General features: G+C 42.8%; 21 protein-coding genes and 1 pseudogene. 15 read left to right on the forward strand and 7 right to left on the reverse strand.

Going from position 1 to position 25,050, the window contains the following annotated elements; genetic code table 11:
- Positions 1-65 precede the first annotated feature (65 nt).
- The 5 genes and pseudogenes from H7J92_RS07585 to H7J92_RS07605 all read right to left on the reverse strand — a co-directional run.
- Positions 66-563 (reverse strand): annotated as a pseudogene (locus tag H7J92_RS07585) (cupin domain-containing protein); the annotation flags it as partial.
- Between the two features lie 263 nt (positions 564-826).
- The gene (locus tag H7J92_RS07590) at positions 827-1,600 is read right to left on the reverse strand and encodes a DUF2935 domain-containing protein (RefSeq protein ID WP_221836301.1); all 774 of its coding nucleotides are present in this window, start codon (positions 1,598-1,600) and stop codon (positions 827-829) included.
- 444 nt (positions 1,601-2,044) lie between these two features.
- Entirely contained in the window at positions 2,045-2,461 is a 417-nt protein-coding gene (locus H7J92_RS17665) for a hypothetical protein (protein ID WP_246602654.1), read from the reverse strand.
- Positions 2,458-2,769, reverse strand: a complete 312-nt coding sequence (locus H7J92_RS07600; protein WP_246602655.1) for a hypothetical protein — start codon at positions 2,767-2,769, stop codon at positions 2,458-2,460. Before H7J92_RS07600 ends, H7J92_RS17665 begins: the two co-directional genes overlap by 4 nt.
- A 356-nt stretch (positions 2,770-3,125) precedes the next feature.
- Positions 3,126-4,106, reverse strand: coding sequence for a polysaccharide deacetylase family protein (locus H7J92_RS07605; protein WP_221836305.1), 981 nt, complete (start codon positions 4,104-4,106; stop codon positions 3,126-3,128).
- Between the two features lie 210 nt (positions 4,107-4,316).
- Here H7J92_RS07605 and H7J92_RS07610 point away from each other — a divergent pair, with 210 nt between their 5' ends.
- From H7J92_RS07610 to H7J92_RS07630, 5 genes are all read left to right on the forward strand, one after another.
- Complete coding sequence (locus H7J92_RS07610; RefSeq protein ID WP_221836307.1) at positions 4,317-5,663, forward strand: dihydrolipoyl dehydrogenase family protein; 1,347 nt, start codon at positions 4,317-4,319, stop codon at positions 5,661-5,663.
- A 234-nt stretch (positions 5,664-5,897) separates the two neighbouring features.
- Positions 5,898-7,592, forward strand: a complete 1,695-nt coding sequence (locus tag H7J92_RS07615; protein ID WP_221836310.1) for a methyl-accepting chemotaxis protein — start codon at positions 5,898-5,900, stop codon at positions 7,590-7,592.
- Positions 7,593-7,770: 178 nt separating this feature from the next.
- Complete coding sequence (gene thiD, locus H7J92_RS07620; RefSeq protein WP_221836311.1) at positions 7,771-8,601, forward strand: bifunctional hydroxymethylpyrimidine kinase/phosphomethylpyrimidine kinase; 831 nt, start codon at positions 7,771-7,773, stop codon at positions 8,599-8,601.
- Positions 8,602-8,787: 186 nt separating this feature from the next.
- Positions 8,788-9,144 carry a winged helix-turn-helix transcriptional regulator gene (locus tag H7J92_RS07625; RefSeq protein WP_246602660.1) on the forward strand — a complete coding sequence of 119 codons (357 nt, stop codon included), beginning with the start codon at positions 8,788-8,790 and terminating at the stop codon, positions 9,142-9,144.
- A gap of 5 nt (positions 9,145-9,149) precedes the next feature.
- Positions 9,150-10,166, forward strand: coding sequence for an LLM class flavin-dependent oxidoreductase (locus H7J92_RS07630; protein WP_221836312.1), 1,017 nt, complete (start codon positions 9,150-9,152; stop codon positions 10,164-10,166).
- 62 nt (positions 10,167-10,228) lie between these two features.
- On the opposite strand, the gene pepF is transcribed toward H7J92_RS07630, so the two are convergent.
- Both pepF and H7J92_RS07640 read right to left on the reverse strand, forming a co-directional pair.
- Entirely contained in the window at positions 10,229-12,037 is a 1,809-nt protein-coding gene (pepF, locus tag H7J92_RS07635) for an oligoendopeptidase F (RefSeq protein ID WP_343228079.1), read from the reverse strand.
- 82 nt (positions 12,038-12,119) lie between these two features.
- Positions 12,120-12,566: a hypothetical protein gene (locus tag H7J92_RS07640; RefSeq protein WP_221836313.1), complete on the reverse strand. Its 447-nt coding sequence runs from the start codon at positions 12,564-12,566 to the stop codon at positions 12,120-12,122.
- 167 nt (positions 12,567-12,733) lie between these two features.
- On the opposite strand from H7J92_RS07640, the gene H7J92_RS07645 reads away from it, so the two are divergent.
- The 10 genes from H7J92_RS07645 (at position 12,734) to brnQ (ending at position 24,989) form a co-directional block, all read left to right on the forward strand.
- Positions 12,734-13,213: a PaaI family thioesterase gene (locus H7J92_RS07645; protein ID WP_221836314.1), complete on the forward strand. Its 480-nt coding sequence runs from the start codon at positions 12,734-12,736 to the stop codon at positions 13,211-13,213.
- Between the two features lie 30 nt (positions 13,214-13,243).
- The gene (locus H7J92_RS07650) at positions 13,244-14,458 is read left to right on the forward strand and encodes an MFS transporter (RefSeq protein ID WP_221836315.1); all 1,215 of its coding nucleotides are present in this window, start codon (positions 13,244-13,246) and stop codon (positions 14,456-14,458) included.
- An 89-nt stretch (positions 14,459-14,547) separates the two neighbouring features.
- Positions 14,548-15,474 (forward strand): cysteine synthase A, encoded by a 927-nt coding sequence (gene cysK, locus H7J92_RS07655; RefSeq protein WP_078816953.1) that lies wholly within the window; start codon positions 14,548-14,550, stop codon positions 15,472-15,474.
- Between the two features lie 237 nt (positions 15,475-15,711).
- A complete protein-coding gene (locus H7J92_RS07660; RefSeq protein ID WP_221836317.1) occupies positions 15,712-16,554 on the forward strand; it encodes an ABC transporter ATP-binding protein in 843 nt (280 codons plus the stop codon).
- Positions 16,487-17,242: an ABC transporter permease gene (locus H7J92_RS07665; protein WP_221836319.1), complete on the forward strand. Its 756-nt coding sequence runs from the start codon at positions 16,487-16,489 to the stop codon at positions 17,240-17,242. Before H7J92_RS07660 ends, H7J92_RS07665 begins: the two co-directional genes overlap by 68 nt.
- A 29-nt stretch (positions 17,243-17,271) precedes the next feature.
- On the forward strand, positions 17,272-18,276 hold the full coding sequence (locus H7J92_RS07670) for an aliphatic sulfonate ABC transporter substrate-binding protein (RefSeq protein WP_221836322.1): 1,005 nt from the start codon (positions 17,272-17,274) through the stop codon (positions 18,274-18,276).
- Between the two features lie 132 nt (positions 18,277-18,408).
- Positions 18,409-19,125, forward strand: coding sequence for an NAD-dependent deacylase (locus tag H7J92_RS07675; protein ID WP_221836325.1), 717 nt, complete (start codon positions 18,409-18,411; stop codon positions 19,123-19,125).
- Positions 19,126-19,168: 43 nt separating this feature from the next.
- The gene (locus H7J92_RS07680) at positions 19,169-20,323 is read left to right on the forward strand and encodes an exonuclease SbcCD subunit D (RefSeq protein ID WP_221836341.1); all 1,155 of its coding nucleotides are present in this window, start codon (positions 19,169-19,171) and stop codon (positions 20,321-20,323) included.
- The gene (locus tag H7J92_RS07685; RefSeq protein ID WP_221836343.1) at positions 20,320-23,394 is read left to right on the forward strand and encodes an AAA family ATPase; all 3,075 of its coding nucleotides are present in this window, start codon (positions 20,320-20,322) and stop codon (positions 23,392-23,394) included. The genes H7J92_RS07680 and H7J92_RS07685 overlap by 4 nt, the downstream gene beginning before the upstream one ends.
- A 251-nt stretch (positions 23,395-23,645) precedes the next feature.
- Positions 23,646-24,989, forward strand: a complete 1,344-nt coding sequence (gene brnQ / locus H7J92_RS07690; RefSeq protein WP_221836344.1) for a branched-chain amino acid transport system II carrier protein — start codon at positions 23,646-23,648, stop codon at positions 24,987-24,989.
- Positions 24,990-25,050: the final 61 nt, after the last annotated feature.

Genomic DNA, 25,050 nt, shown 5'->3' on the forward strand with positions numbered 1-25,050 from the left:
TTTTGAACTCTAACTTTTGGGGTGCACGTCAAGCTGTCGCTTTTTTTCTTTTATTTATCCGTTGGAGGACCAATCAAAATAGAAGGCTGGATATTAGCAGTCGCCGCTTTCCATTGATTTTCATCCAGACCATACGTATAGGCGAAAACGTCAGCGGGCGTTGCTGTTAAAATGTCTGAACCTAAAATCACTTCGGGTGTATCGGTATTAAAGATTCCTTGTAAGTGGGTATCATCAGTATTTGCGATTTGATAATGCCACCAACCTTGAGGAATATTGACCACCTGTCCTGAGGTGATCTGAGAGTGTTGAAACTTTTTCGTGTTAGGATTCATTAATGAAATGGTGGCGGAACCGGATACGCAATAGGTCAGTTCGGATGCATTGGGATGGTAATGGGGCTCGATAATACTGTTTTTGCTAAGGAAGATATCGAGCATCGAGAGGTCGTTCAGTGTATTCAACTGCTGAACGCTAAGAATATTAATGAAGTTTTGTTCATCTTTCTTGAAGAATGTACTTTTATTAACATTCGCAGCATACTGATCGTGATTTGAAATCAGTTAAATCAACCTTTCCATTATACTATTGACCATATCTTTTTTAACAATACCCCGAAAGAATTCACCCTCTTCAAGCGTGTGAAGGGCAATGCCCAACGATAAGAGGGAGATGAATTTCAGTTGGCGATAGCCAAAATACCACTTCTTTGTCGTGGTAGAAACAGCTGTTCTTGTAATGTAATGAAGGTAAGTGCCTGTTTTTTATTCAATCTATTTGATGGTGGAGGCCAGTAAGTGGTATCAGGTCCCTAGTATATTTCACTTTATGTTATTCTTTCATCTTCCAAGTTTCTCCACAGGTGATGAGCTTCTCTTGCGATATGTTCTAACAAATCAGGAGGCGATGTTGTTGCGATTGCACATTTTTTGATTAGTTCATCTAACTCCAATTTAAATGCTTCGAGACTCTTAGCTTCTTTAATAATCACTTCCTTAAAATGTGTTAAAACAGGAAGCGTTTCATTGCGAGGTTTACGAATCATTGTTTTGAGAGCGGTTGCCTGCATTAATAGACGCTCAAATTTTTGCATCATATTTGTTACTTCAAAGTTCACTTCATAATTCGAGACGTCTGAATAATGACGAATATAGCCCAGATGATCTGCCATTTGTCTTAACCAAAATACGGTTTCGTGGATGATAGCATCTGACGGTGAAACTTTACCGCCACTTTCCATTAACTTAAAGACCCTTTGAGATTCTTCAGCTTCCCGTACCATGTGGTCAAGAAGGGATACTGGCGTTGAAATAATGACTTCACAATGTAAAGATTTATCCATCGTATGGGCTAACAGACTGTGAAATTCACTTGTGGCATGATGGGCATCAATAAGCAATGTACCAATATCCTCTTGTCTTGCTTCCGCTCTCTGCCATACTTCCCCCAAACGTTGTATATTGTTTAGGTTTGCACGTGCCAGTTCCATTTCGTAATGGCTTATTTCTCTGTCTAAAAAACGCCCATGATCATAATCATTTCGTAACCAAAATGCAATAATCCCATAGGCATCCCTTTCATAGTTATCTGTGTACGCCAATTCAACACCCCATTCCAAAGTAATGAGTACGGTGCCATGATATGCCTGGCATTTAAATCATATGTTTCGTAAATATATTTGAATAAGTCTATGTTTTGAAACAACTAACGTTGTGTGTTAAACGAAGCTGTGATTGATATGTATTCATATATATGGAAGTTAGTTTAGAAGGAATCTAATGGAAACTGTCGTCCGTTGGTTGAAACATCCACTCATTCATCGAATGCCGTCATACTATAGTAGTAACCGAAAATACGCTAAGAATTCATTTTCGGAGGACTACAAAGAAAGGAGTCGTAGTATGACAAAAAAGCATTGTGCAACATGCAGACAAACCTTACCACCTTGCGCAAATAAAAGCTGCAGATGCAGTGAGAATTCTCATGAAACTAGCTGCTGTGCATGTCATCATCAAAAGGATTGCAGTAATTGTCATCACAGCCATCAATGCTGTGATTGTTGTCGATCGAGGAGATCTTCTTCGACTTCAGCTGGAGGCAGTATTATTCCATCAACTGGATCGATAATGAGCTGATTGTTCTGATCGAGCAGTCTCATTCCATCATGCATGACAACCACAAATTCTCTAATGTCCGGCAAAAAAGGATTCCGTAAAATAACGTTTGCGCCTGTCTCCACAGGCTTCAAAGTATAGGGATCCAAATATTCTGTCCATCTGGGTTCAGCGATAAAAGCACCGAATGCTCCCTGTGATCTATGGTTGGTAGCTGTTTTGGTTATGGTGGTTGCGAAACGATCTTCGAATAAGGTTTTCTTTCTTCGTAAAATGAGGTAACAGAACAATGTAATGGCAAGATTCCAAACGCCAAGACTATAAATGATGACCATATTAAGATTCACGACCTTCTTATTGAAATACCGATTATGATGATCATTAGGAATATCAAGGCTTCCAGAATGACCATAAAATAGACATGCTCTGTCATGATAGCCCCTAGCATTGGAGACATAATACCCGCCATCAGACCATTTATTAATCCTGTTAACATTGTTTGGTAATCAAATAAAGCACCGAAAATTGCTCCAGTTACCATGCCTATGCATGTTGCTAAAATCGTAATAAATGTAAAGTGAAACGGAAATTGAAAAATTAATAAAATGCCCGAGGTTAATGCAATTAATCCACCGGTAACTATGGCTATGTTCATACCTAAATGAAAACCAATCATTCTACGCAACTTAAAAATAAAAATATACAAAAAAATGAACAGTACGAAATTCCCGTATAGTACAGATATAAAGGAAATTCCATGCATTCTACCACTCCACGATAGAATATGCTCCTAACACCCGCAGAGTGATTAAACTAGGGGCATTGCATTGTGATAACCCCTGAAATACTTTTCAATCGAACTACACTTCATGGCGGCAAAGTTGTTTACATCTCAGTGTATGAATTATTAAACAAGACGTCTTTCTACTTCCGACCATAGCTTTGGTCAGTGAAAGACGTCTAGATGGGCCATCTATTGAGGAAGGTAAATGAATTAGCTGTAAAAATTGTTTATGGCTTTTTGGCATCCCAAACCGTACCATTCAAGCGTTTTTCGCTCATCAGTTCACTGACTGTCCCGAGCCTGTAACCTTGCTCTTTAATCTGCATAATCATATCCTCTAAACCTTCTGCAACAGGCGATGTAGGGTGCATCAATACCATGGAGCCGTTTTCGACCTGGGATACTACTCTGTTCACCATCACCGTTGTTGCTGGTTTTTTCCAATCCACCGTGTCTACTGTCCATAAAACCGTATGCATTCCAAGCTGATCGGCGACCTCGACAGTTTGCTGATTGAAACTTCCGCTTGGCGGTCCAAACCATTTTGGCGGATCAATTCCCAATGTTTTCGAAATGATTTCATTCGTTTTCCTTAACTCTTCGACCGTTTCCGCTTCGGATTTCTGCTGCAAATCTGGATGACTGTATGCATGGTTTCCGATTTCATGACCTTCCTCGAAAATTAATTTCGCTATATCCGCGTTTTTGCTTACCCAGCTCCCGTCAAAGAAAAAAGATACCTTTATTTGATGTTTTTTCAATGCGTCCAAAATGTCTGGAATATATTCATTGCCCCAGGCAACATTAATTATAAAAGCTATCATTGGTTTTTCGGGATTACCTCTGAATATGGGTTGTGGAGGATTCAAATCTTCCAAATGAACGCTAGGAGAAATTTCTTGGTAGATGACTTCCGAGGGATTCAATTTGCCACTGACTTTCATTTTTTCATAGCTGGCTTTTATATTCACTTCGAGACCATTGTATCCAGGGATTGCTTTCCAAACCCGATCTACTTTTGCATCAACTGCAGGTATCTTATGTTTCTTACTGAATGCTTCCAATTCCTTATAAAGCTCATCTTGGTTGAGCTTCGAAGCAGAAGCCTTACTATTTGGACGTGAATCGATGCCTAAATACTTCGTGGAAACACCCCAGCACAAGATTCCGATACATATGAGAAGAGAAAGTATGCTTAAGTTCTTCACTGTTTTCAACTCCTTTTTGTTACGTAAATGGTTTTACTAATAAGTATTTCCTAAACATAGGGAACTATGCTTTTGATAAATGAACTGTAAAGTATTAGAAGTGTGACAATTTGAATTCAGGGTATTTCATTACATAATAAGCGATTTGCGTGCTGCTAGATGAGGAAAGCAAATTCTTGAATAGCTAATTGCTAAAGGAGGAGATTGGATATGGTGAAGGAGTATGATTTGCTTGTAATTGGAACGGGAACTGGCGGATCAATTGCAGCTAGTAAATGTAAGGAAGCCGGTTGGAGTGTGGCAATTATCGATGACCGCCCATTTGGCGGTACATGTTCTCAGCGCGGCTGTGACCCGAAGAAGGTGTTGGTAGGAATTGCTGAGCTGACCGATTGGAATGAGCGGATGTATGACAAAGGGGTGCGGACGGCGGCTCGGTTTGATTGGCGAAATCTGATGGAATTCAAACGCACATTTACGGCAACAATTCCCCAAAATACGGAAGAGAAATTTAAGAAGTTGGGTGTGGATTCGTATCATGGGAAAGCAGTTTTTTATAGTGAGAATGAACTGAAAGTTGGTTCAGAGCTCTTGAAAGGTAAGTATATCCTAATTGCGACCGGAGCAGAACCTATAGAGATGGGAATTGGGGGAGAAGAATATTTGAGGGCAAGTGATGAATTTTTGAAATTGGAGGAACTCCCAAAACGCATCGTTTTTGTCGGGGGCGGGTTTATTTCATTTGAGTTTGCGCATATTGCAGCTAGAGCAGGTTCGGAAGTTCATATTGTGCATAGGAGTGAACGTGTACTGAAGCATTTTGATCCAGATTTAGTTGACTTACTGATGGAACGATCAAAAGAAGTTGGTATTCAGGTTCATTTGGAAGTAAGTGTGGATGCGATTGAGAAGCGTGGAGATTCATTTGTTGTAAAGGGAAAGCAAAACGAGAAAGAACTAGAGTGGGAAACCGACTTGGTTGTGCATGGGGCAGGACGGACGGCGGCGCTCGATATGGAGTTGGACCGAGGGAATGTGGAGCGCGACAAGAAAGGGGTACGTGTGAATGAATACATGCAGAGTGTCAGCAATCCTTACGTCTACGCAGCGGGAGATGCAGCTTCAACGGATGGGCCGCCCTTAACGCCTATCGCTAAGGCCGAATCGCTCTTGGTAGCGGCCAATTTATTGGAGGGGAACTATGAGAAAGCAAAATATCCTGTCATTCCATCAGTCGTTTTTACAGTCCCCAAGCTGGCATCGGTAGGGATGAGTGAACAACAGGCGAAAAAATCGGGACTGGACTTCCACGTGGAGTATCAAAACACGACTGACTGGTTCACGTATAAAAGGACGAACGAATCGGCCGCAGCTTTTAAAGTGATTACAGATCAGGAAGAAGGCGTGGTACTGGGAGCTCATTTACTTAGCGAAGAAGCAGATGAGCTTATAAACTTTTTCGCTTTGGCTATCCGGTTTAAACTCTCTCTTCAGGAATTAAAAGACATGCCGTTTGCATATCCAACTTCAGCTTCGGATATTTCTTATATGATCTAGTATTAGGTGGAAATAGTTCCATAGGGTTTTAATCATCTGAACGAATAGACAAAGGGTGGACATTCCCTTTGTCTTTCTTTTTTGAAAAAATGAACATTAGTCATAGTTGTTATAAATAAAGAAAAGTTGACGATAAAGTAGGTGGCTATGCATAAAGTATTCAAAGGGCAAGGAAAGTTTTATGCAGAGATTGAATGATCTTTAGCATGAACATGTAGATGGGGGAAATCAAAAATGTCAATCGGAAAAAAGCTATATACGGGTTTCGGGGCAATCTTAGTAGTGATTTTATTATCCTCGGCTTGGAATCATTATGAGTTGAATGAAATTGAAAGTAGTTATGATGAGATGATGCAGGGCAGTGTCGCATTGACGATGCAAGCACAAGCCGTAAAAACTGAACTCGCATTGTCAGGATCATACATCCGTTCGTTTATTCTGCGAGGAAAGTCTGAGGATGTAGAGAAGTTTATCGAATATGAAGAAAAAGCACGACAAGGTATAGGTATATTGCAAAATATGGTGGAGAGTGGGAATTCTCAAGAGACCAAAGACTTTATTAATGGCATCAAGGTAATGTCAGAGGACTTTTCGGAAGCTGCATCCCGTGTGATTGATTTGAAGAAGGCGGGCCAAACGAGCCAGGCAGGCATTGTATTAGAAGAGACAATGCGCCCGCTCGATACTCAAATACGTGAATCAATGGATGGAATGATTGCGGTGCAATATGAAAATCTTGAAACCCAGATGAGTGAAGTCGAACAAGCTGCAAACTCTGCAAAATGGGGATTGATTTTCGCCGGCATAATTGCCTTGATATTAGCTCTAGTTATTTCCATCTATATCACCCGAATTATCACCCGTCCTTTGCGGCGAGTAACTGCAGAGTCAGCAATCATCGCTTCTGGAGACTTGACTCGTGAAGATGTAGAACTCAATTCCAAGGATGAACTTCGCGAATTGGCGGACTCATTCAATCAAATGAAGCATAATCTCCGCAAAGTAATTGGTGATGTCCATGACAATGCACTTCATTTGACAGCCTCTGCCGAAGAACTTTCAGCGAGTACGAATGAAGTGGCGGATTCCTCTGAAGACATCTCAAAGGCCGTGGAAAGCATTTCAAACGGTGCACGGGGATCTGCTGTCTCTGCCCGAGAGAGTTCAAAAGCTATGGAAGAGACGGCTACAGGGGTACAACGGATTGCAGAGTCAACAGTCAGCCTGCATGACCGTGCAGAAAATGCCATGAAGCTGGGTATAGAAAGTGGAAGAACGATGCAGTTTGCCAAAGAACAGATGGCGCTTATTCATACTTCATCTTCAGAAACGAATGAGATGATCAAACGATTAAGCCAGCAATCCGCTGAAATAGAGAAATTTACAAATGTCATTACGAGTATCACAGAACAAACCAATTTGCTGGCGCTTAACGCAGCAATCGAAGCCGCGCGTGCAGGTGAGCACGGCAAAGGATTCGCAGTCGTTGCGGATGAAGTTCGAAAATTAGCGGAAGAATCGAAAGCATCGGCAAGTCAGATTGCCAGCTTAACCTCTGCTATTCAGCATGATACGAGAAATGTTGAAGTGTCGGTACAAGATAGCTTATCCAATGCGACTCAAGGTGTAGAAGTGATTGAGGACGCTGCACATTCTTTCATGACAATCGTAGAAGCGGTTCAAAAAATGAATGACGAAATTGAAGAAATATCTGCTGCGACTGAAGAGATTTCGGCAAGTGCGGAAGAAGTATCTGCGTCTGTCACAGATATCGCTTCACTGGCAGAGGTAGCTTCGGAACAATCAGGACAAACATCTGCAGCGATGGAAGAACAGATGGCAACTGTTCAAGAAATTAATGCAGTGGCTAACGATCTCAGCAATAAGGCAATTGATTTGCAAGAGATGATTCAACAGTTCAAAATATAATACATGACAGGTACTCTGGCATATACCGTTTCGTCGGGAATGGTAGGAGTACCTGTTTTCCATAACGGCAGGCGCTTGAGCCAACTGAACTTGTTGGAATGATGGAAATTGACTCTTTCAATAACGTCATATGTTTCGTTACAATAGCGCAGTTATCCATTACTAAGGAGATGTCACAATGAACATAAAACGAGCACTAACCATTGCTGGATCTGCAGCGCGGGGTGGAGCAGGCATCCAGGCAGATTTAAAAACTTTCCAAGAGTTCGATGTATTCGGCATGACAGCAGTTACAGCGATTGTTGCGAAGAATCCAAGAACCGGAACAGGAGTATTCCCGCAATCTTGGGAAGCGATTGAAGCGCAATTGGTGACGATTGAAGAGGATATAGGAGTCGATGCGTTAAAGACGGGTATGCTGTTCACTAAAGATATTATTGTCAACGTAGCACAGTGGATCCGACAGTCGGAGGCAGATAATATTGTAGTGGATCCGGTCATGATCGGTAAAATGGGCTCTGCTTTATTGAAAGAAGATGCCATGGAAGTAATGAAAAACGAACTGCTGCCGCTCGCTACGATTATCACACCGAATATGCCGGAAGCAACATATTTACTGAATGGAATGGAACTAAACTCAGTTGTGGATCTGAAGGAAGCAGCACGTCGTCTAATTGATTTAGGTCCGAAATTTGTGCTCGTAAAAGGCGGCCGATTAACTGGTCCGGCAGTAGACGTATTATGCGACGGAAAACAATTTTATTTAATGGAGGCACCGCGCATCGATACGATTCATACAAATGGAGCGGGCTGTAGTTATTCGGCAGCGATAACGGCAGGACTCGCAAAAGGGCAAACTGTACCTGAAGCTGTGATTGAGGCAAAAAAATTCATTACGGCAGCTATTCGTCATTCGTTAACATTTAAGCAAGGAGTAGGACCTACATACCATGCAGCTTATGGCAAATATGATGAAACAAGCTGTCGTGTGACAGTGGAACAGCTGTAAATATGAGAATGGGTGAGTCACCATCTTCCGTAAATGAAGTGCGGAAGATGGTTTTTTCGAATGTTCATTGAGTTCGTATGGTTTTACTTATCGGTAAAAAATTGTTAAGGTTACTATTAGTAAGCTTAATTTGGTTGCTTCTGAAGACCTCGAATATAGTACTAAACGATTGGGGTAGTGCGAATCATGAATAATGAAGAGTTCGTTCAATCGGTAAACCCTAAAGGGCAACAAACATGTGATAGTTTCCATGGAACGATCGAATTTATCGGCAAACGATGGATGGGAATTATTATCTATCAGTTATTGGACGGACCAAAACGATATCACGAGCTGGTGTCTGAAATCGAAGGGATTTCGGATCGTCTTTTAACCGAGCGGCTGCGTGAATTGGAAGCTCATAAATTGGTCGTTAAAAAGAAATCAGATCCAGCAGCCAGGAAAGTTGAATATGAGCTGACGGGTAAAGGTAAAGAATTAGAAAAAATAATTCATGCTATTTTTGAGTGGGTGAAGAAAAATGGCTGTAGTTATAAGGAGTGAATGATGTGATCAGTGAAAAAGCTAAAAGATACAAAGGAATACCATTGTCTATATTGGATTTAGCAATGATTAATGAAGGCAGCGACGCGGGACAGTCTTTCAAGAACAGTGTCGACCTTGCCCAACATGCGGAAGATTGGGGGTTTAACCGCTATTGGCTGGCAGAGCACCATAATATGCCGGGTGTCGCGAGTTCAGCAACGTCAGTCATTATTGGACATGTTGCCGGGGAAACGAAGACGATTCGAGTAGGTTCGGGTGGTATTATGCTGCCTAACCATGCGCCGCTTGTTATTGCCGAGCAGTTCGGAACGCTCGATGCGATGTATCCGGGTCGAATCGATCTGGGCCTCGGGCGTGCGCCGGGCAGTGACCAAGCGACGGCTTATGCACTTCGTCGAACATTGCACAGCAGTGGGGAAGAGTTCCCTCAACAATTGGAGGAATTGCGGTCTTATTTCTCATCTGACTCAACTGCCCGAGTTCGAGCATTTCCTGGAGCAGGGCAGGACATTCCGATCTGGTTGCTTGGTTCAAGCGGTTTCAGCGCACAGTTGGCAGCTCAACTTGGATTGCCGTTTTCTTTTGCTAGCCATTTTGCGCCGGCGTATATGATGCAGGCATTACAGTTGTATCATCAAAATTTCCGCCCTTCTAAAGACCTTCAAAAGCCACATGCAATGTTAGGGGTTAACTTGATTGCGGCAGATACAGATGAAAAAGCACAGTACTTGGCGACCTCGATGCAACAGCAATTTTTGGATATTCGCCAAGGTATCTCGAAACAATTTAGACCGCCGATTGAGGACATCAATGCAACATGGTCACCGTATGAACAGGCTGCGGTCACTCAGCAAGCGGATGCGCCGTCCGTCATTATAGGCGGACCTGAAACCGTACGCCGTCAGCTTGAAGAATTTGTGGAAATGACAAAAGCGGATGAACTCATCATTAGTTCCGGTATATTCTATCACGAGGACCGACTCCGTTCGTATGAAATCTTAAGTGAATTGATGGACTGAAAGATGAAAAGCATCAGCTGTGCAGGGGAATCCTGAACAGCCGATGCTTTTTTACGTTCGTTTTATTGAGCTTCAATTTCTTCTGTCAGCTTCTCTATCTGTTCGATTAAGTCGCCGATGTAAGCAATCGTGTCGCGTAACGGTTTGTCTGTCGTGATGTCAATGCCTGCCATGTTCGCAAGTTCGGCTGGATTTTTGGATCCGCCTGCACTTAGGACATTCAGCCAATCCTTGACAGCTGGGTCGCCTTCTTTTAGAACGCGCTGTGCCATTTCAGTGGAGACTGTCAACCCCGCACTATATGTGTAAGGATATAAGCCCATATAATAATGAGGCTGGCGCATCCATGTTAGTTCGGCTCCTTCATTCAACGTGACAGTATCACCCCAGAATTCTTCCAATACACCGCGTTTTAACTCATTCAATATGATTGCATTGACATTGCCGCCAGCATCTACCCGTTCATACACTTTACGCTGGAATGCCGCCTCCAATAAATGGGTGACGAAGTTGTGGTAGTATGTCCGAGAAACAATAGAAGAGAGTACCCATCGTTTGAATTTCGGGTCTTCTGAGTTCTTAAGCAAATGGTTGGCCATCAGCATTTCATTCATCGTCGAAGGTGCCTCGATGAAATAAAGGGATGCTTCGTAGTTAAATAAATTCTGCTCCTGGTTGGCATGGTAGAAGTGTCCCGCATGACCGAGTTCGTGTGCCAACACAAAGACGTCTTCCATGCTGCCCGTCCAGGAGATCAGGATAAATGAACCGCCGCGATAAGGGCTTGCACAAAATGCACCCGTTGATTTCCCCTCGTTTTGCGCAAAATCAATCCAGCGCTCCGAGAAAGCCCGGTTTACCATGTCAAGATAGTCTTCGCCCATGACGGCGAGTGCATCGTTCATATAGGTTTTTGATTCTTCAACAGTAATGGAAGGCTCGTATAATGGGTCGATTGGCATTTTGAGATCTGCAAATGTCATCTCTTCCAAACCATAGATTTTCTGAAGAAGTTTCGCATATTTTCGCATATGCGGAGCCAACTCTTCCATAATGACATCGATCTGTCGATTGTACATCGAACGATCCACGTCCTGATCCATCAACAAGTAGTCGATAACGGATTTATAGCCACGTAAATCCGCTGTAGTTTTCTCCATTTGGACATGCATGTCATACGTTTTTGCTGTTGTATGCTGATACTCTCTTAACTTGCCCGAGAAAGTCTGGAATGCGGCGCGTCTTTTGGCAGTATCCGGCTCGGATTCCCAAACACCTTCAAATGAAACATAACTAAGTGGATAATCCACTCCGTTTACAGTGAAATTAGGAAAATTGATATCTGCCATCTTGGTCGTATTGTACAAAGTATATGGTGCTTGGAAAGTCGAAGAGAATGCAGCGAGTGTTTTCTCTACTTCGGGGTGCAGCTGATATGGCTTTTTGCGTATGATCTTCTCGAATGTCACTGCATAATCTTCTGATTGCTCACTTGCCTGCTGTAAAACTTCTTCAGGCAGTTCCGATAGTTCGCTCATGACAAATGAAGTTTGACTGCCAATTTTAGCGGCGATCGATCCGTATTGACTTTCTCTCATTTGTGCCTCATCATCTGTCAAATCGATGCTGGCAGCCAACTCTGCATAACTGCCAATCTTGGTCATTTTCTCTTGCAAACTGCGGTATGCATCCAATGCCTTGATTGCTGAAGCTGCGTCTTTAATCGTTCCCCGATAGTGCTTTGCAAATGTGGCGGAATCTGCTTCAGCCTCTTGTACAGCCTGCTGATAAGCGCTGTCATTTTCAAATAAAGTTTTTAAGTTCCATGTTTCCTCTACTTTAACTTGTTCACGTTTAGGTAAGCTTTTCACTATGTGGATCGCTCCTTTGCTTCGATTATTCGATTTCCGAATTATTTAATAGTATAGTACAGATACTAGCGAGAGTACAAAATTACGGTTTATTGGAAATGATAAATTCCATCAACCAGTCAACTTGTAAAGGTCCGTTGACGACTTCGTAGTATAATTGATCGTTTTGAATCAAAATCCCTTCTTCTATTAAGATTGTCATACGGTTTCCTGAATCATCGTGAAGGTCGATAGTGAAGAGAGGCTGATCGTCAAATAATTGCAAAGTATCCGGATCAACCCGTTCAAACTCATAAGCTTGCAAAAAATGAAGCAGGCGATTGACTTCATCCACTTGATCTACTTTCCATGTGACGGACGGTTGTTCATGTATGCCGGGTTGTCGGAAGATGATGGAGGAATAGGGCGTTCCATCCTGATCTGCATATAACCATTCAGTGGGCTGGAAAGTAGTTTCCTTGATTGTCTGGACCATCACATAGAAACCTGCTGAAACTAATAAGGCCAGTAAAACAGCACGTATTTTCATTGAGACTCACTCCTTTTACATACTCTGTGTTTCTTCATAGTATATGAATACTTCTATTACTATACGCACTGAATTATAGACTCGGCTGTGCCGATATTAATTTACACTCGATATTTCAATATTCGGAATGTATAATAGAGAGAATTCATTTAGAAGGAGGAGCTGTCGTGAAAGAATTTATTATCCATGCAATTCAAGATGAATATCCAGATGACTTTTCGTGGTGCTATGGCTGTGGCCGATTAAATGAAGCAGGTAATCATTTCCGGACTGGATGGGAAGGTGAGGAAACGGTGACGTATACTTTGCCGTCTGAAACCTATACCGCGATCCCGGGATTTGTCTATGGCGGATTTCTGGCGTCGTTCTTGGACTGTCATGGCACGGGTTCTTGCTCGCTTGCATTGCATCGTAAAAATGGTCATGAACCCGGCGACGGAGCGATTCCACCTCGTTTCGTTACGGCATCCTTGCAAATTACATACAGCAAGCCGACGCCTCAAGGTCAAGTGCTGAAGGCGGTTGGGCAAGTCACGGAAATCCATCCGAAAAAGTGGAAGGTGGATGTGAAAATCTTTGCGGGAGAGGAATTATGCGCCAAAGGAGAAGTAGTCGGTGTCGTGATGCCCTCTACATTTACTGAATAAAACGGCAACTAGATAAGGTGTGAACAGATAATGAAGAATTCTCCACAGGCTGCAACGGCTGCAAATCCTGTATTTCCAATCATGATTGCAATCGGTGTCTGTCATTTATTTAATGATACGTTGCAGGCGGTGATCCCGGCCATGTTGCCGATTCTTGAGAAAGAACATCAGTTTTCGTTCAAGCAATTAGGTTTCATTGTATTTGCGCTGAATATCGTGGCTTCTTTGCTACAGCCGGTCATCGGTTATTTCAGTGATCGCAAGCCGAAGCCTTTCGCTTTGCCGATTGGTATGACGTTTTCGTTAGTCGGGATGGCAGGCCTTGCGCTAGCGCCTAGTTACTGGCTGATTATTGTATCGGTGCTATTTCTAGGTTTTGGGTCAGCGGTATTTCATCCGGAAGGTTCCCGTGTTTCTTTTTTATCTGCCGGTAATAAACGAGGACTTTCGCAATCTATCTTTCAAGTAGGCGGAAACTCAGGCCAAGCGCTTGCCCCGTTAATTAGTGCATTTGTTCTCGTTCCGCTCGGACAGATCGGAGCAGCAGTTTTTGTTTTGGTGGCAGCGGCAGGAATTGCGCTGTTGTACCGTATTTCGGTTTGGTATAAGAAACAGTTAAATGAGGAACGTCTGGGCAAAAGAAAAAAGGCTATTTTGTCCACGATGGAGAATCTGTCGAAAAAACAAATTACCATCGCATTAATTCTTTTAATGATCGTTATTTTCGCCCGATCATTTTACGTGACGAATATTACGAGTTTTTATATCTTTCATTTGATAGATAACTACGGATTGACGATCCAGCATGGCCAGCTCTATATCTTCTTGTTTTTAGCGCTGGGCGCAGTCGGAACGTTTTTTGGCGGACCAGCGGCAGATCGGATCGGACGAAAGAAAGTCATTGTCTTGTCTCTGGTCGTGCCTTTGCCGCTCTGCCTGTTGTTGCCGTACGCTCCGTTATGGGCGGTCATATTGCTTTTGCTTATCATCGGATTTTTCATTATGTTGAGCTTTTCGGTGACGGTAATCTACGCACAGGAACTGGTGCCATCTAAAATCGGTACGATGGCGGGTCTTACGGTAGGATTGGCATTCGGGATGGGTGCGATCGGCGCGGTAGCGATTGGCGGTCTGATGGATTCGTTAGGAGTGTATCAAACAATGATTATTACATCGTTCTTACCTTTCATTGGTCTGGTTGGCTTGGGATTGCCGCGTGACCAGAAAGTTCAAGCGATGAATTGAAATAACTTATAATTTATATCAAATTACTATGATTTAAAGCTTTTAGTTTGTTATACTAGGTTCACCATTAAAAAAGAAGGTGAACGAGAATGTTAGTTGTAAATAATATGGCGGAGTTGATTGGAGAAACGCCTTTAGTAAAAGTACGTACGCTAGGGAGCCCGAGTGGTGCTGCTGTTTATGTCAAGCTGGAGTATTTCAATCCGAGCCGCAGTGTCAAAGACCGAGCCGCTTATCAAATGCTTGTGGAAGCAGAGAAAAGCGGAGTCTTGAAGCCTGGCGCTACGATCATTGAGCCGACTTCCGGCAATACTGGAATCGGCTTGGCGATGAATGCGGCGGCGAAAGGTTATCGTGCCATCTTCGTCATGCCCGACAACTCGACGATTGAGCGGATCAATTTGATGAAGGCTTATGGAGCGGAAGTGGTTCTTACGCCAAGTTCAGAGCGCATGCCGGGTGCGATTGCAAAAGCGAATGAAATTGCTGCATCGATTGATCACAGTTTCATACCGATGCAATTTGAGAACGAAGCGAACCCGGACAGCCATCGCCATACAACTGCTATTGAAATTATTGAGTCAATCGCTTCGATTGACCGTAAACTGACGGCCTTCGTCTGTACTTCCGGCACTGGCGGAACAGTAACAGGTACTGGAGAGGCACTGAAACAGCATGATCCTACAATTACGGTCCATGTAGTGGAGCCTGCCGGATCACCGGTCTTATCGGGTGGTCAGCCGGGAAAACATAAGCTTGTCGGTACGAGTCCTGGTTTTATTCCTCCAGTATTGAACACCGATGTCTATGATGAGATTTTCCGAATCGAAGATGATGATGCCTATACAACAGTCCGGCAATTTGCGAAACAAGAAGGTGTGTTGCTTGGCCCTTCTGGTGGTGCCTCACTCTATGCTGCTTTGCAAGTGGCCAAACGGCTGACACCTGAGGACACGGTTGTCTGTATTGCACCTGACTCTGGTGAACGATATCTATCAAGTGACTTGTTTCACTAATAAAATCTATTTATTAACCTCTCTGCATAGCAGAGGAGGTTTTTTGATTTGTAAATAATTCGATTCCTACGTTTTCCTGTAGTTTAAACAAATAATTGTAACTTTAAAAAAGAATTTTTAAAATTGTGTTGACAAATCCTATAGGAATGGTAGATTATATACATAGTTAAACATATAAAGATAGTAGGGATTAAAAATCTTTGATAGAAAATAAAATGAGCAATAGGGGGAATCGACATGTATTTATCAATTAAAGGGATTGAAAAGAGCTTTCCCCATAAAGAAAGAGGAACGGTCAAAGTATTGGATAAGATTGACCTTGAGGTGGAGAAAGGTCAGTTCGTCTCGATTGTCGGTCCATCCGGATGTGGAAAATCCACCATGCTGTACTTAATTGCAGGACTTGAAAAAGCGGATCAAGGAACGATCAGCATTAACGGAAAGACAGTGACTGGATCGGGTTCAGACCGCGTTGTCGTCTTTCAGGAAGCGGGATTATTTCCATGGCTGACTGTCCTGGATAATGTGACGTATGGCTTGCTGCTGAAAAAGATACCGAAAAAAGAAGCGGAACAGAAAGCGATTGAGATGCTGAAAATGGTTCATTTAGGAAATTATATCCATTCGTATCCGCATCAGTTGTCGGGGGGGATGAAGCAGCGAGTATCTATAGCACGTGCACTCGTGATGGAGCCTGATATTTTATTGATGGATGAACCGTTCGCAGCACTGGATGAGCAGACGCGCATGGTGTTGCATAAAGAGTTACTGGATATTTGGAGGAAAACAAAAGTCACGATTTTCTTTATTACCCATAATATCCGAGAAGCAGTGCTGCTCTCCCAAAAGATTGTAGTATTCGCTACTCGTCCTGGAAAAATTAAAGCGGTCTTCACATCTAAGGATTCAAAAGATGGCGTTGTACCAAGTGACGTGACACTGCAATTGGAAAAGCAAATTTTAGCAGAACTGCAAGACGAAATAGAGAAGGTGCTGAAGGAGGAGATGGGCGATGACTACAGCTTTAAGACGAATAGCGTTTCTCGGGATACTAGTGGCGATATGGGAAGTCACATCTAGATTATCGGATTTACCCGATTTCATGTTTCCGAGTTTTACGCAAGTGATGGCAACGTTATTTTCCGGGCTCATATCCGGCCAGATTCTAGTCGCAATTGGAGCTAGTCTCAGTCGCCTGCTCATCGGTTTCACCATTGCATCGATTCTCGGTCTTGTGCTTGGTTATTTGATATGGCGCTATAAATTGGTGGAAGATACGCTTGGTTTTCTTGTGACGGCTTTGCAGTCGATTCCCAGTATCGTCTGGTTTCCATTGGCGATCATTTGGTTTGGTCTAAATGACTTCGCTATTTTATTTATCGTTACATTAGGGGCTACTTGGACAATGATCGTCAATGCGACGAGTGGGTTCAAAAATGTACCCATACTTTACCAACGAGTTGCTAAGTCTCTTGGATCCAGTGGAATTCATTTTTTAAGGACCGTAATCTTGCCAGCGTCCGTTCCGCAGCTGATTTCCGGTTTACGTATTGCCTGGGCTTTCTCATGGCGCGCCCTGATGGCAGGTGAGTTGCTTGGTGCTGGTGTCGGGCTCGGTCAATTGCTGGAAGCAGGCCGTGCGCTCGGTCAGATGGATCTCGTAATTTCGGTCATGATCATCATAGGAGTGATCGGAACGATTATGGATAATGTATTATTCTTACGTTTGGAACGAAACGTAGAACGAAAATGGGGAATTAGGACGTAACGAATCCAATTGGAAAAGGGGAGAATGAGATGAATAAAAAGTTACTGGGTGTGTTGATTTCTATAGTGGCACTCGTTGGGATTTTATCTGGGTGCGGTAAAAAAGATGCAGCAGAAGCTGATAAAAATGAAGTGAAGATAGGCTATTTCCCGAACTTAACACATATTGCAACGATCATTGGTCTGGAAAATAACTACTTTGCAGAAGAATTTGGTGAAGATATCAAAATTTCTACGAAGACAGTGAGCAACGGCGGTCTTTTCATGGAAGCAATGGCTACAAATTCAATCGATATTGGAACTGTTGGTCCGGGACCGGTCATCAACTATTTTGTCAAGGATCCAAAATATCATATCGTTTCAGGTGCGGTGAATGGTGGCGCAGTATTGGTGGCAAGTGGTCATAGCGGCATCGATGAATTGGCGGACTTAGATGGAAAAAAAGTCGCGATTCCTGTTATCGGCAGCACGCAGGACGTCATGTTGCGTAAAGCATTGCAAGACGTAGACTTGAAAGCAAAAACAAATGGCGGAACAGTAGACTTATTCGCAGCTGCTCCTGCAGATACCGCTACATTATTCATACAAAAATCGGTTGATGCCGCGGCGACTCAAGAACCATGGGGCTATATTTTGCAAAACCAAGCAGGCGGAAAACTGTTATTGGATTGGGAAGACTTTGCATGGGGCAAAGAGTCAACAAATACTGTTGTAGCGACAAGCGATGGATTTTTGCAAAATAAAGAGCTTGTGACAGCATATTTAAAAGCCCATGCCAGAGCGGTGCAGTTTGTGCGTGATGAGCCGGAAGAAGCACAAGCACTTGTCGTGAAGCATATTAAAGGGCTGACAGGCAAAGAATTAGACAAAGCAGAGCTTGAAGCGGCATTCAGCCGGATCGAAGTGACGACGGAAGTGAATGAAGACGTCTTACAAGAAATGGCGGATATCAGTCAGGAAGCAGATTATATTAAAACGAATGAGATTGACGGTTTGATTGATCTGAATGTGATTAAGGAAATTACCGCCAAATAAAATGAAAGCGAGTGTCCAAAATAGGATGCTCGCTTTTCCTATGTCGTTGGAGTTTTGTCAATCCGGATGAAAACAAAATATGCTACTATAAAGAGAGAACGTAATTTCGCTATTATGAAAGGATGAGAATGTATGCTGGCAGATTTATTGAAGAAATCCAAGCGGACAATCGTCTATACAGGGGCGGGAATGTCGACGGAAAGTGGATTGCCGGATTTTCGTTCGGCCAAAACAGGAATGTGGGAAATGGAAGATCCATCAAAAGTGGCGAGTGTGACAGCTCTCAACGAACAGGTCGAGCAATTTTTCCAATTCTACAAACAACGCGTACTGGCCACGAAGGAAACTGGACCGCACGCCGGACACCGCATCTTGGCGAAGTGGGAACAGCAAGGCTTGATCAGCGGTATCATTACGCAGAACGTCGACGGTTTCCATACAATGGCCGGGTCGAAAAACGTGATGGAGCTGCACGGTACGCTCCGTAAGGTTCATTGTGAAAGCTGCGGAAAAGACTACAGTAATGAACGCTACGCACAGGACGAATTCTACTGCGAATGCGGTGGCAAACTTCGACCATCCGTTGTTCTTTTCGGGGAAATGCTACCTGAGGAAGCTTTTCTCCAGGCTATATTCGAAAGTGAAAAAGCCGATTTATTTATCGTCCTAGGCTCTTCATTAACCGTCTCCCCAGCCAATCAATTCCCGATGATGGCAAAAGAACAAGGTGCAAAAGTAGTCATCGTCAATTTGGAAGCAACTGAAATGGACGACATCGCAGATTTGGTCATCAACGGGCGGAAAATTGGAGAAGTTTTAAAGGAAGCGGATGAGGAATTGTTGCGATAAAAGGTTACTGGCCATTTTTATATACCCCGAGAGGAGAATACATTTGAAAATATTCCACACAGCGGACTGGCATCTTGGCAAACTGGTTCAAGGCGTTTACATGACGGAAGACCAGCGCTTCATCCTGCAAGCCTTTATCGAAGATATCAAACAAGAAAGACCGGACGCCGTCATCATCGCAGGCGACCTATACGACCGTGCCATCCCGCCAACCGAAGCTGTCGGACTGCTAAATGAAGTCCTGCAGGAAATCGTTATAGACTTGCAAACACCGGTCATCGCAATCGCCGGAAACCATGACAGCCCAAGTCGACTTCACTTTGGCAGTTCATTTATGAAAGAACGAGGGCTCTACATAACAGGAGAACTATCTGCCGATTTACCGCCAGTAGTCTTGAAAGATGAATTTGGAGACGTACATTTTCACCTCATACCATACGCTGATCCATCTATTGTTAGAAGCCTATTTGAAGACGACACCATCAGCAGCCACCAACAAGCGATGCAAAAAGTCATCGATCATTTACGATTATCGATGGAACCAAACGCAAGACATATTTTTGTGGGGCACGCATTCATCACACCAATTGGTGAAAAAGAAGAGAATACGAGCGACGCAGAGAGACCCTTATCAATCGGGGGAGCAGAATATGTCTCCTCAAATTTGTTCGAGCCTTTCCATTATACAGCACTTGGGCATTTGCATAGAGCTCATTTTGTTGGGAATGAAACGATTCGGTATTCAGGTTCGCCTTTGAAATATTCCATTTCAGAAGAGAATCATCAAAAAGGCTATCTCATCATTAATCTGCAAAAAGACGGAAAAGTGGATGTGGAGAAACGATCACTGACTCCGCGTCATGACGTCCGGACTGTCGAAGGAACTATGGAAGACTTGCTTGCACATCAGCCGAATGAAGACTATGTTTTTGTGAAGCTATCGGATACTGTGCCGATCATCCAGCCGATGGAAAAAATTCGTTCTGTCTACCCGAATGCTATGCACATCGAAAGAAAGCTCCTCACATCAACGTCTGAAGGATTAAGTGCTGCAGTAGACGTAAAAAAGCGGGAAGACGATCGTGCGATGTTTTTATCGTTCTACAAAGAGCTGCAAGGTGAAGAAGCTGATGCAGAAACAGCGAAGTTATTTGAAGAAGTTTTATGGGATGTCATGAATGAGGAGGACAGAGCATGAAGCCAATCTCATTAAACATGACTGCATTCGGCCCGTATAAAGATACAGAGACCGTAGATTTTCGTGATTTGAAAGAGCATCGCTTATTCGTCATTTCAGGTAAGACAGGTGCAGGAAAAACGACGATATTCGATGGCATTTGTTTTGCACTTTATGGGCTGGCGAGCGGGGAAGACCGAACAGATTCAAAAGCATTACGCAGTCAATTCGCAGATGACTCTGTTCAGACGACGGTGGAATTACTATTTGATATTCATCAACGAAGATACCGTGTTTTGCGGCAGATTCCTTACAGAAAACGAGGCAATAAATCCGAAACATCTGCGCGCTGTGAACTGTATGAGGTGAAGGATGAGCAAAACATTCCTGTAGTCGATCGGCAAATTGTCACTGAAGTGAATGAGAAAATCGAGCAGTTATTAGGATTTACACACGCGCAATTTAGTCAAATCATGATGCTTCCCCAAGGGGAGTTCCGTAAATTCCTTACGTCCGATACAGGAAATAAGGAAGCAATCATGCGCAAGATCTTTAAAACGGAACCTTATCAGAAAATCGTTGACCGGTTAAAGGCGAAAAAAGATGAAGCGAAAATGGAATATCTACGACAGAAACAGCTTAGCGATGCTATTCTACATCAAATTCCAGCGAAATTGCCTGTGCGTGATGCATTGCTCTTCACTGAACTGGAATCGGAGTACCCTAATTTTCATCAGCTAATTTTAGGGTTGCAAGAAGAACAACAGTATTACCAAACACAATCCGTGGAAAAACATGAAGACTATACCCGTTTTTATACCTTCCATAATGATAAACAAAAAGAATTGTACTCTGCTCGCACTACTAATGAACTGTTTGAGAAACTGCAGAAGCGTCAGGAAGATCTTCAGCGATTGTACGCGCAGCAAGATGAAATGACTTCTCTGGAGCAACAATTGCAAGCAGCCGAACGCGCTGCCGGCTTGGAAGATCTGGAACAACAAGTGAAGTCGAATAAATTAGAACAGGACAAAAAAGACCGCAGTTATCAAGAAGTGGTTCACTTGCTCGCGAATGCTAATGAACAACTTGCGAATACTACGGCTTCATATGAACAGGAGAAAGTGAAGGAATCAGACCGGATAGCAGCGAAGGAAGAATTACTAAGATTGAACGGACTTCTTCCGACGGTCACTGGACTGGCGGCTCAGCGTCAGCAGCTTGATCAGCTTCAAAAGAAAGCGGACCAGCTTGAGACGCAACTACAGCAAAATTATCAAGCGGTTGAGCAACAGCAAGCCACTATTATTTCCCGGAAAATAGAAATCGAGGAACTGGAAGGTACATTGGAAGATTACGAACTGCATCTGGACGAGCTAGCCGCTTTAACTGCCATTGCGAAACAATTGAAATTCTATCAAGAAAGAGTTCACGAACTTCAGCAGCTTCATTTTCAATATGAAGCTGCTAAAGAAGAATACGAAGAGTATGCCTCGGCTTTTCGTTTGCTGGAAGATCGTTGGATTGGTAATCAAGCAGTGCTGCTGGCAGCTTCCTTAAAAGAAGGAGAAGACTGTCCTGTTTGCGGCAGCGCTCACCATCCTGCAAAAGCAACAGGTTCAGAAGAACAGAATGTAACAAAACAGCAATTGGACGAGGCAAAGCAAGAGTTGGCATCGAAGGAGCAAGTCTTTCATACGAAATCTGCTGAAACTCGGCAGCTTCAGCAAAATTTAGAAACAATCAAACACGAACTGGATGAACAGCACGTCGATTTCGGGCGTGATTACAAAGCTGAACAGACGAATCTCGAAAACAAAGTGGCTGTGCTTCGAAAGAATCGAGATGTTTTAAAGCAGAAAAGAGATGCCGAAACTCAAGTTAAAATTGCTATGGACGAACAGATGGCTGAAACCAAAAAAATGGAACAGCAGTGTAATAAAACAAAAAGTGAATTGGAAACGAAGCGAGCCGTGTATGACCATACGATTGCATCTGTCCCTGAAGATGTAAGAGAGCTTGCTGCTTTAAATGAACAGATACGAATGAAAGAAGCCGTTAGTCAGCAGTTAGAAGATGCATGGGGAAGAATTCAAAAGCAGTTGCAAGAAGCGAATATCTTGCGAACACAAATGGAATCGCGTGAACAGATGGAAAAGCAATCTGTGGCGGAAATGAAGGAGAAATTGAATCGTAGTACGCTAGCATTTAAAAAGCGATTGGCAGAGGAAGGTTTTACGTCGGAGGAAAGTTATCTGAAAGTAAAATTATCCTCGAGCGATCGTCAAGAAATTAGACATCGTTTACAATCGTACAATCAAACGCTCCATACTTTAAGAGCTTCTGTCGATGAACTGAAACAATCGGTTGAAGGCAAAAAACTGATTGATCTCGAGACACTGGAACAGCAAGTAGAATCTTTGAAAGAACAATATGAGAAGGCATTTGCACATTTCAATCAGTCAGAAGGATGGAGAAAGTCTTCAGAAGAATTGTGTGAACAGCTGGAAAGCAGTAAATCACGTGAAGTGGGATTAGAGAAAACACATGGTAAGTACACAGACCTTTACGATATTGTACGTGGTCAAAATCGGTTAAAAATTTCATTCGAACGATATATTCAAATTGAATATTTGGAACGGATTATCCAAGCGGCGAATATCCGTTTACGAGATCTGTCGAATGGGCAGTATGAATTAGTCCGCAGCGATCGTCAGGAAACGAGAGGGAAGCAAAGCGGGCTGGGTATTGATGTCCATGACGCATATACAGGCCAGACGCGAGATGTAAAGACGTTGTCAGGCGGCGAGAAGTTCAATGCGTCTCTTTGTCTGGCACTTGGCATGGCGGATGTTATCCAAAGTTTCCAAGGTGCTGTACGGATGGAGACAATGTTTATAGATGAAGGGTTCGGTGCACTGGATGAGGAAGCCATTCAGAAAGCGATCGATACATTGATCGCTTTGCAGCAATCCGGAAGAATGATTGGAGTTATTTCACATATTGACGAAATGAAAGAAGCGATTCCAGCGACATTGCAAGTTACAAAATTGAAAGAGGGATATAGTAAGACGAAGTTTGTGCTGAGCTAAATAGATGGTGATAAGGAAAGGATAGAACTGACCGCTTATATGGTCAGTTTTTTTGTTTTGAAAAAGTATATTAAGAAAAAGTATATTAAATAGAAGAAGGCAGGTATATCACGGATACAACTAAATAGTCAGTGAGTTAGCAATAAATTCAATAATTAAACGATTTATCACTCTGTTGATTTTCTGGTTTAGGAAGAGTAATATATTGCATACAGAAAAGTACTGTCGTTAGTAGGAGGATTTTTATTCAAATGGAGAAAAAATTATCATTTTCATCAAGTCTCGTTATCGGGGTTATGCTGTTCGCTTTATTTTTTGGGGCAGGCAATTTAATTTTCCCCGCTGAACTTGGTCAGCTTTCAGGAACTCACACATGGAAAGCAATGCTGGGCTTTTTATTTACAGGTGTTGGTTTACCTTTTTTAGGAATATTAGCGATAGGTTTTTCAGGGAAGAAAGATTTACAGGACTTGGCAAGCCGGATTCACCCTATCTACGCGGTACTATTCACTTCAATATTGTACTTAACCATCGGTCCGTTTTTTGCTGCACCACGTACTGGAGCAGTAGCATTTGATATTGGAGTTGCTCCGTTCCTGGGTGGATTTTCTATTGATTTGGCCAGATTGCTATTTACTTTGGTGTTTTTTGGCATTAGCATGTGGTTATCAATGAATCCTGCAAAAATCGTTGATAGGGTCGGTAAATATCTATCACCTCTTATCATTATATTGTTGATTGGTTTAATTGCGATGACTCTCATCAAGCCGATGGGAACAATCCAAGCTCCTCAAGATCCATACATAGAGTCTCCGTTCTTTAAAGGTTTCCTCGAAGGATACAATACGATGGATGCATTGGCGTCGCTTGTTTTTGGAATTATTGTGATTAAAGCGTTGCATGCGATGGGTATAACGAATAAAAAACAAATTCTGACTTCCACTATGAAGACCGGCTTTGTGGCAGCTGGATTTTTGGCTATTATTTATCTCGGTATCGCTTACCTTGGTGCTACGTCGGTCGAATTATTCGGCCAACTGAATGGGGGAGGACCGGTCTTGAGTCAGACGGCGTCTCATTTCTTCGGTTCGATTGGTCTGGTGTTGCTCGGTGTAGTAATCATGCTTGCATGTTTGACTACAGCGATCGGATTAATAACAGCATGTGGTGAATACTTTCATTCAATTATCCCGGCGATTAGCTATAAATCATTTGTAATTTTCTTTTCGACATTTTGTTTAGTCGTTGCGAATTTTGGTTTAGAAAACATTATCAATTACTCACTACCTGTGCTCGTATTGCTTTACCCACTGGCTATGGTACTGATCTTGCTGACTTTTACAGGGCCTTTATTCCGACAAGCCAAGATAGTATACCGGATCGCCACAGTTACAGCTTTTCTGGTCAGCTTTGTGGAAGCGCTCGTGAAATTCTATTCACTGGTTGAGAAACAGATGCCTAAGTGGCTAGAAGTAATTAATGATGCGTATATAAAATACATCCCATATTATGAGCAGGGGATTGGTTGGCTAGTGCCCGTATTGATCGTAGCGGTCATTACCGGGACTATGGTCTTTATTACCAACAAAAAATAATAAAATTAAAACAGGATCCGAACTTATCTCGGGTCCTGTTTTTTGAAGAACTAAAAAATAT

Source organism: Sporosarcina aquimarina (assembly GCF_019748715.1).
Lineage (GTDB): Bacteria > Bacillota > Bacilli > Bacillales_A > Planococcaceae > Sporosarcina > Sporosarcina newyorkensis.

Bases quoted from the DNA above. Each gene is read 5' to 3' on its own strand.
- H7J92_RS07600 (WP_246602655.1), bottom strand. From the start codon at position 2,769: ATGAACATAGCCATAGTTACCGGTGGATTAATTGCATTAACCTCGGGC.
- H7J92_RS07610 (WP_221836307.1), top strand. From the start codon at position 4,317: ATGGTGAAGGAGTATGATTTGCTTGTAATTGGAACGGGAACTGGCGGA.
- H7J92_RS07615 (WP_221836310.1), top strand. From the start codon at position 5,898: ATGTCAATCGGAAAAAAGCTATATACGGGTTTCGGGGCAATCTTAGTA.
- thiD (WP_221836311.1), top strand. From the start codon at position 7,771: ATGAACATAAAACGAGCACTAACCATTGCTGGATCTGCAGCGCGGGGT.
- H7J92_RS07625 (WP_246602660.1), top strand. From the start codon at position 8,788: ATGAATAATGAAGAGTTCGTTCAATCGGTAAACCCTAAAGGGCAACAA.
- H7J92_RS07640 (WP_221836313.1), bottom strand. From the start codon at position 12,566: ATGAAAATACGTGCTGTTTTACTGGCCTTATTAGTTTCAGCAGGTTTC.
- H7J92_RS07650 (WP_221836315.1), top strand. From the start codon at position 13,244: ATGAAGAATTCTCCACAGGCTGCAACGGCTGCAAATCCTGTATTTCCA.
- cysK (WP_078816953.1), top strand. From the start codon at position 14,548: ATGTTAGTTGTAAATAATATGGCGGAGTTGATTGGAGAAACGCCTTTA.
- H7J92_RS07660 (WP_221836317.1), top strand. From the start codon at position 15,712: ATGTATTTATCAATTAAAGGGATTGAAAAGAGCTTTCCCCATAAAGAA.
- H7J92_RS07665 (WP_221836319.1), top strand. From the start codon at position 16,487: ATGACTACAGCTTTAAGACGAATAGCGTTTCTCGGGATACTAGTGGCG.
- H7J92_RS07670 (WP_221836322.1), top strand. From the start codon at position 17,272: ATGAATAAAAAGTTACTGGGTGTGTTGATTTCTATAGTGGCACTCGTT.
- H7J92_RS07675 (WP_221836325.1), top strand. From the start codon at position 18,409: ATGCTGGCAGATTTATTGAAGAAATCCAAGCGGACAATCGTCTATACA.
- H7J92_RS07685 (WP_221836343.1), top strand. From the start codon at position 20,320: ATGAAGCCAATCTCATTAAACATGACTGCATTCGGCCCGTATAAAGAT.
- brnQ (WP_221836344.1), top strand. From the start codon at position 23,646: ATGGAGAAAAAATTATCATTTTCATCAAGTCTCGTTATCGGGGTTATG.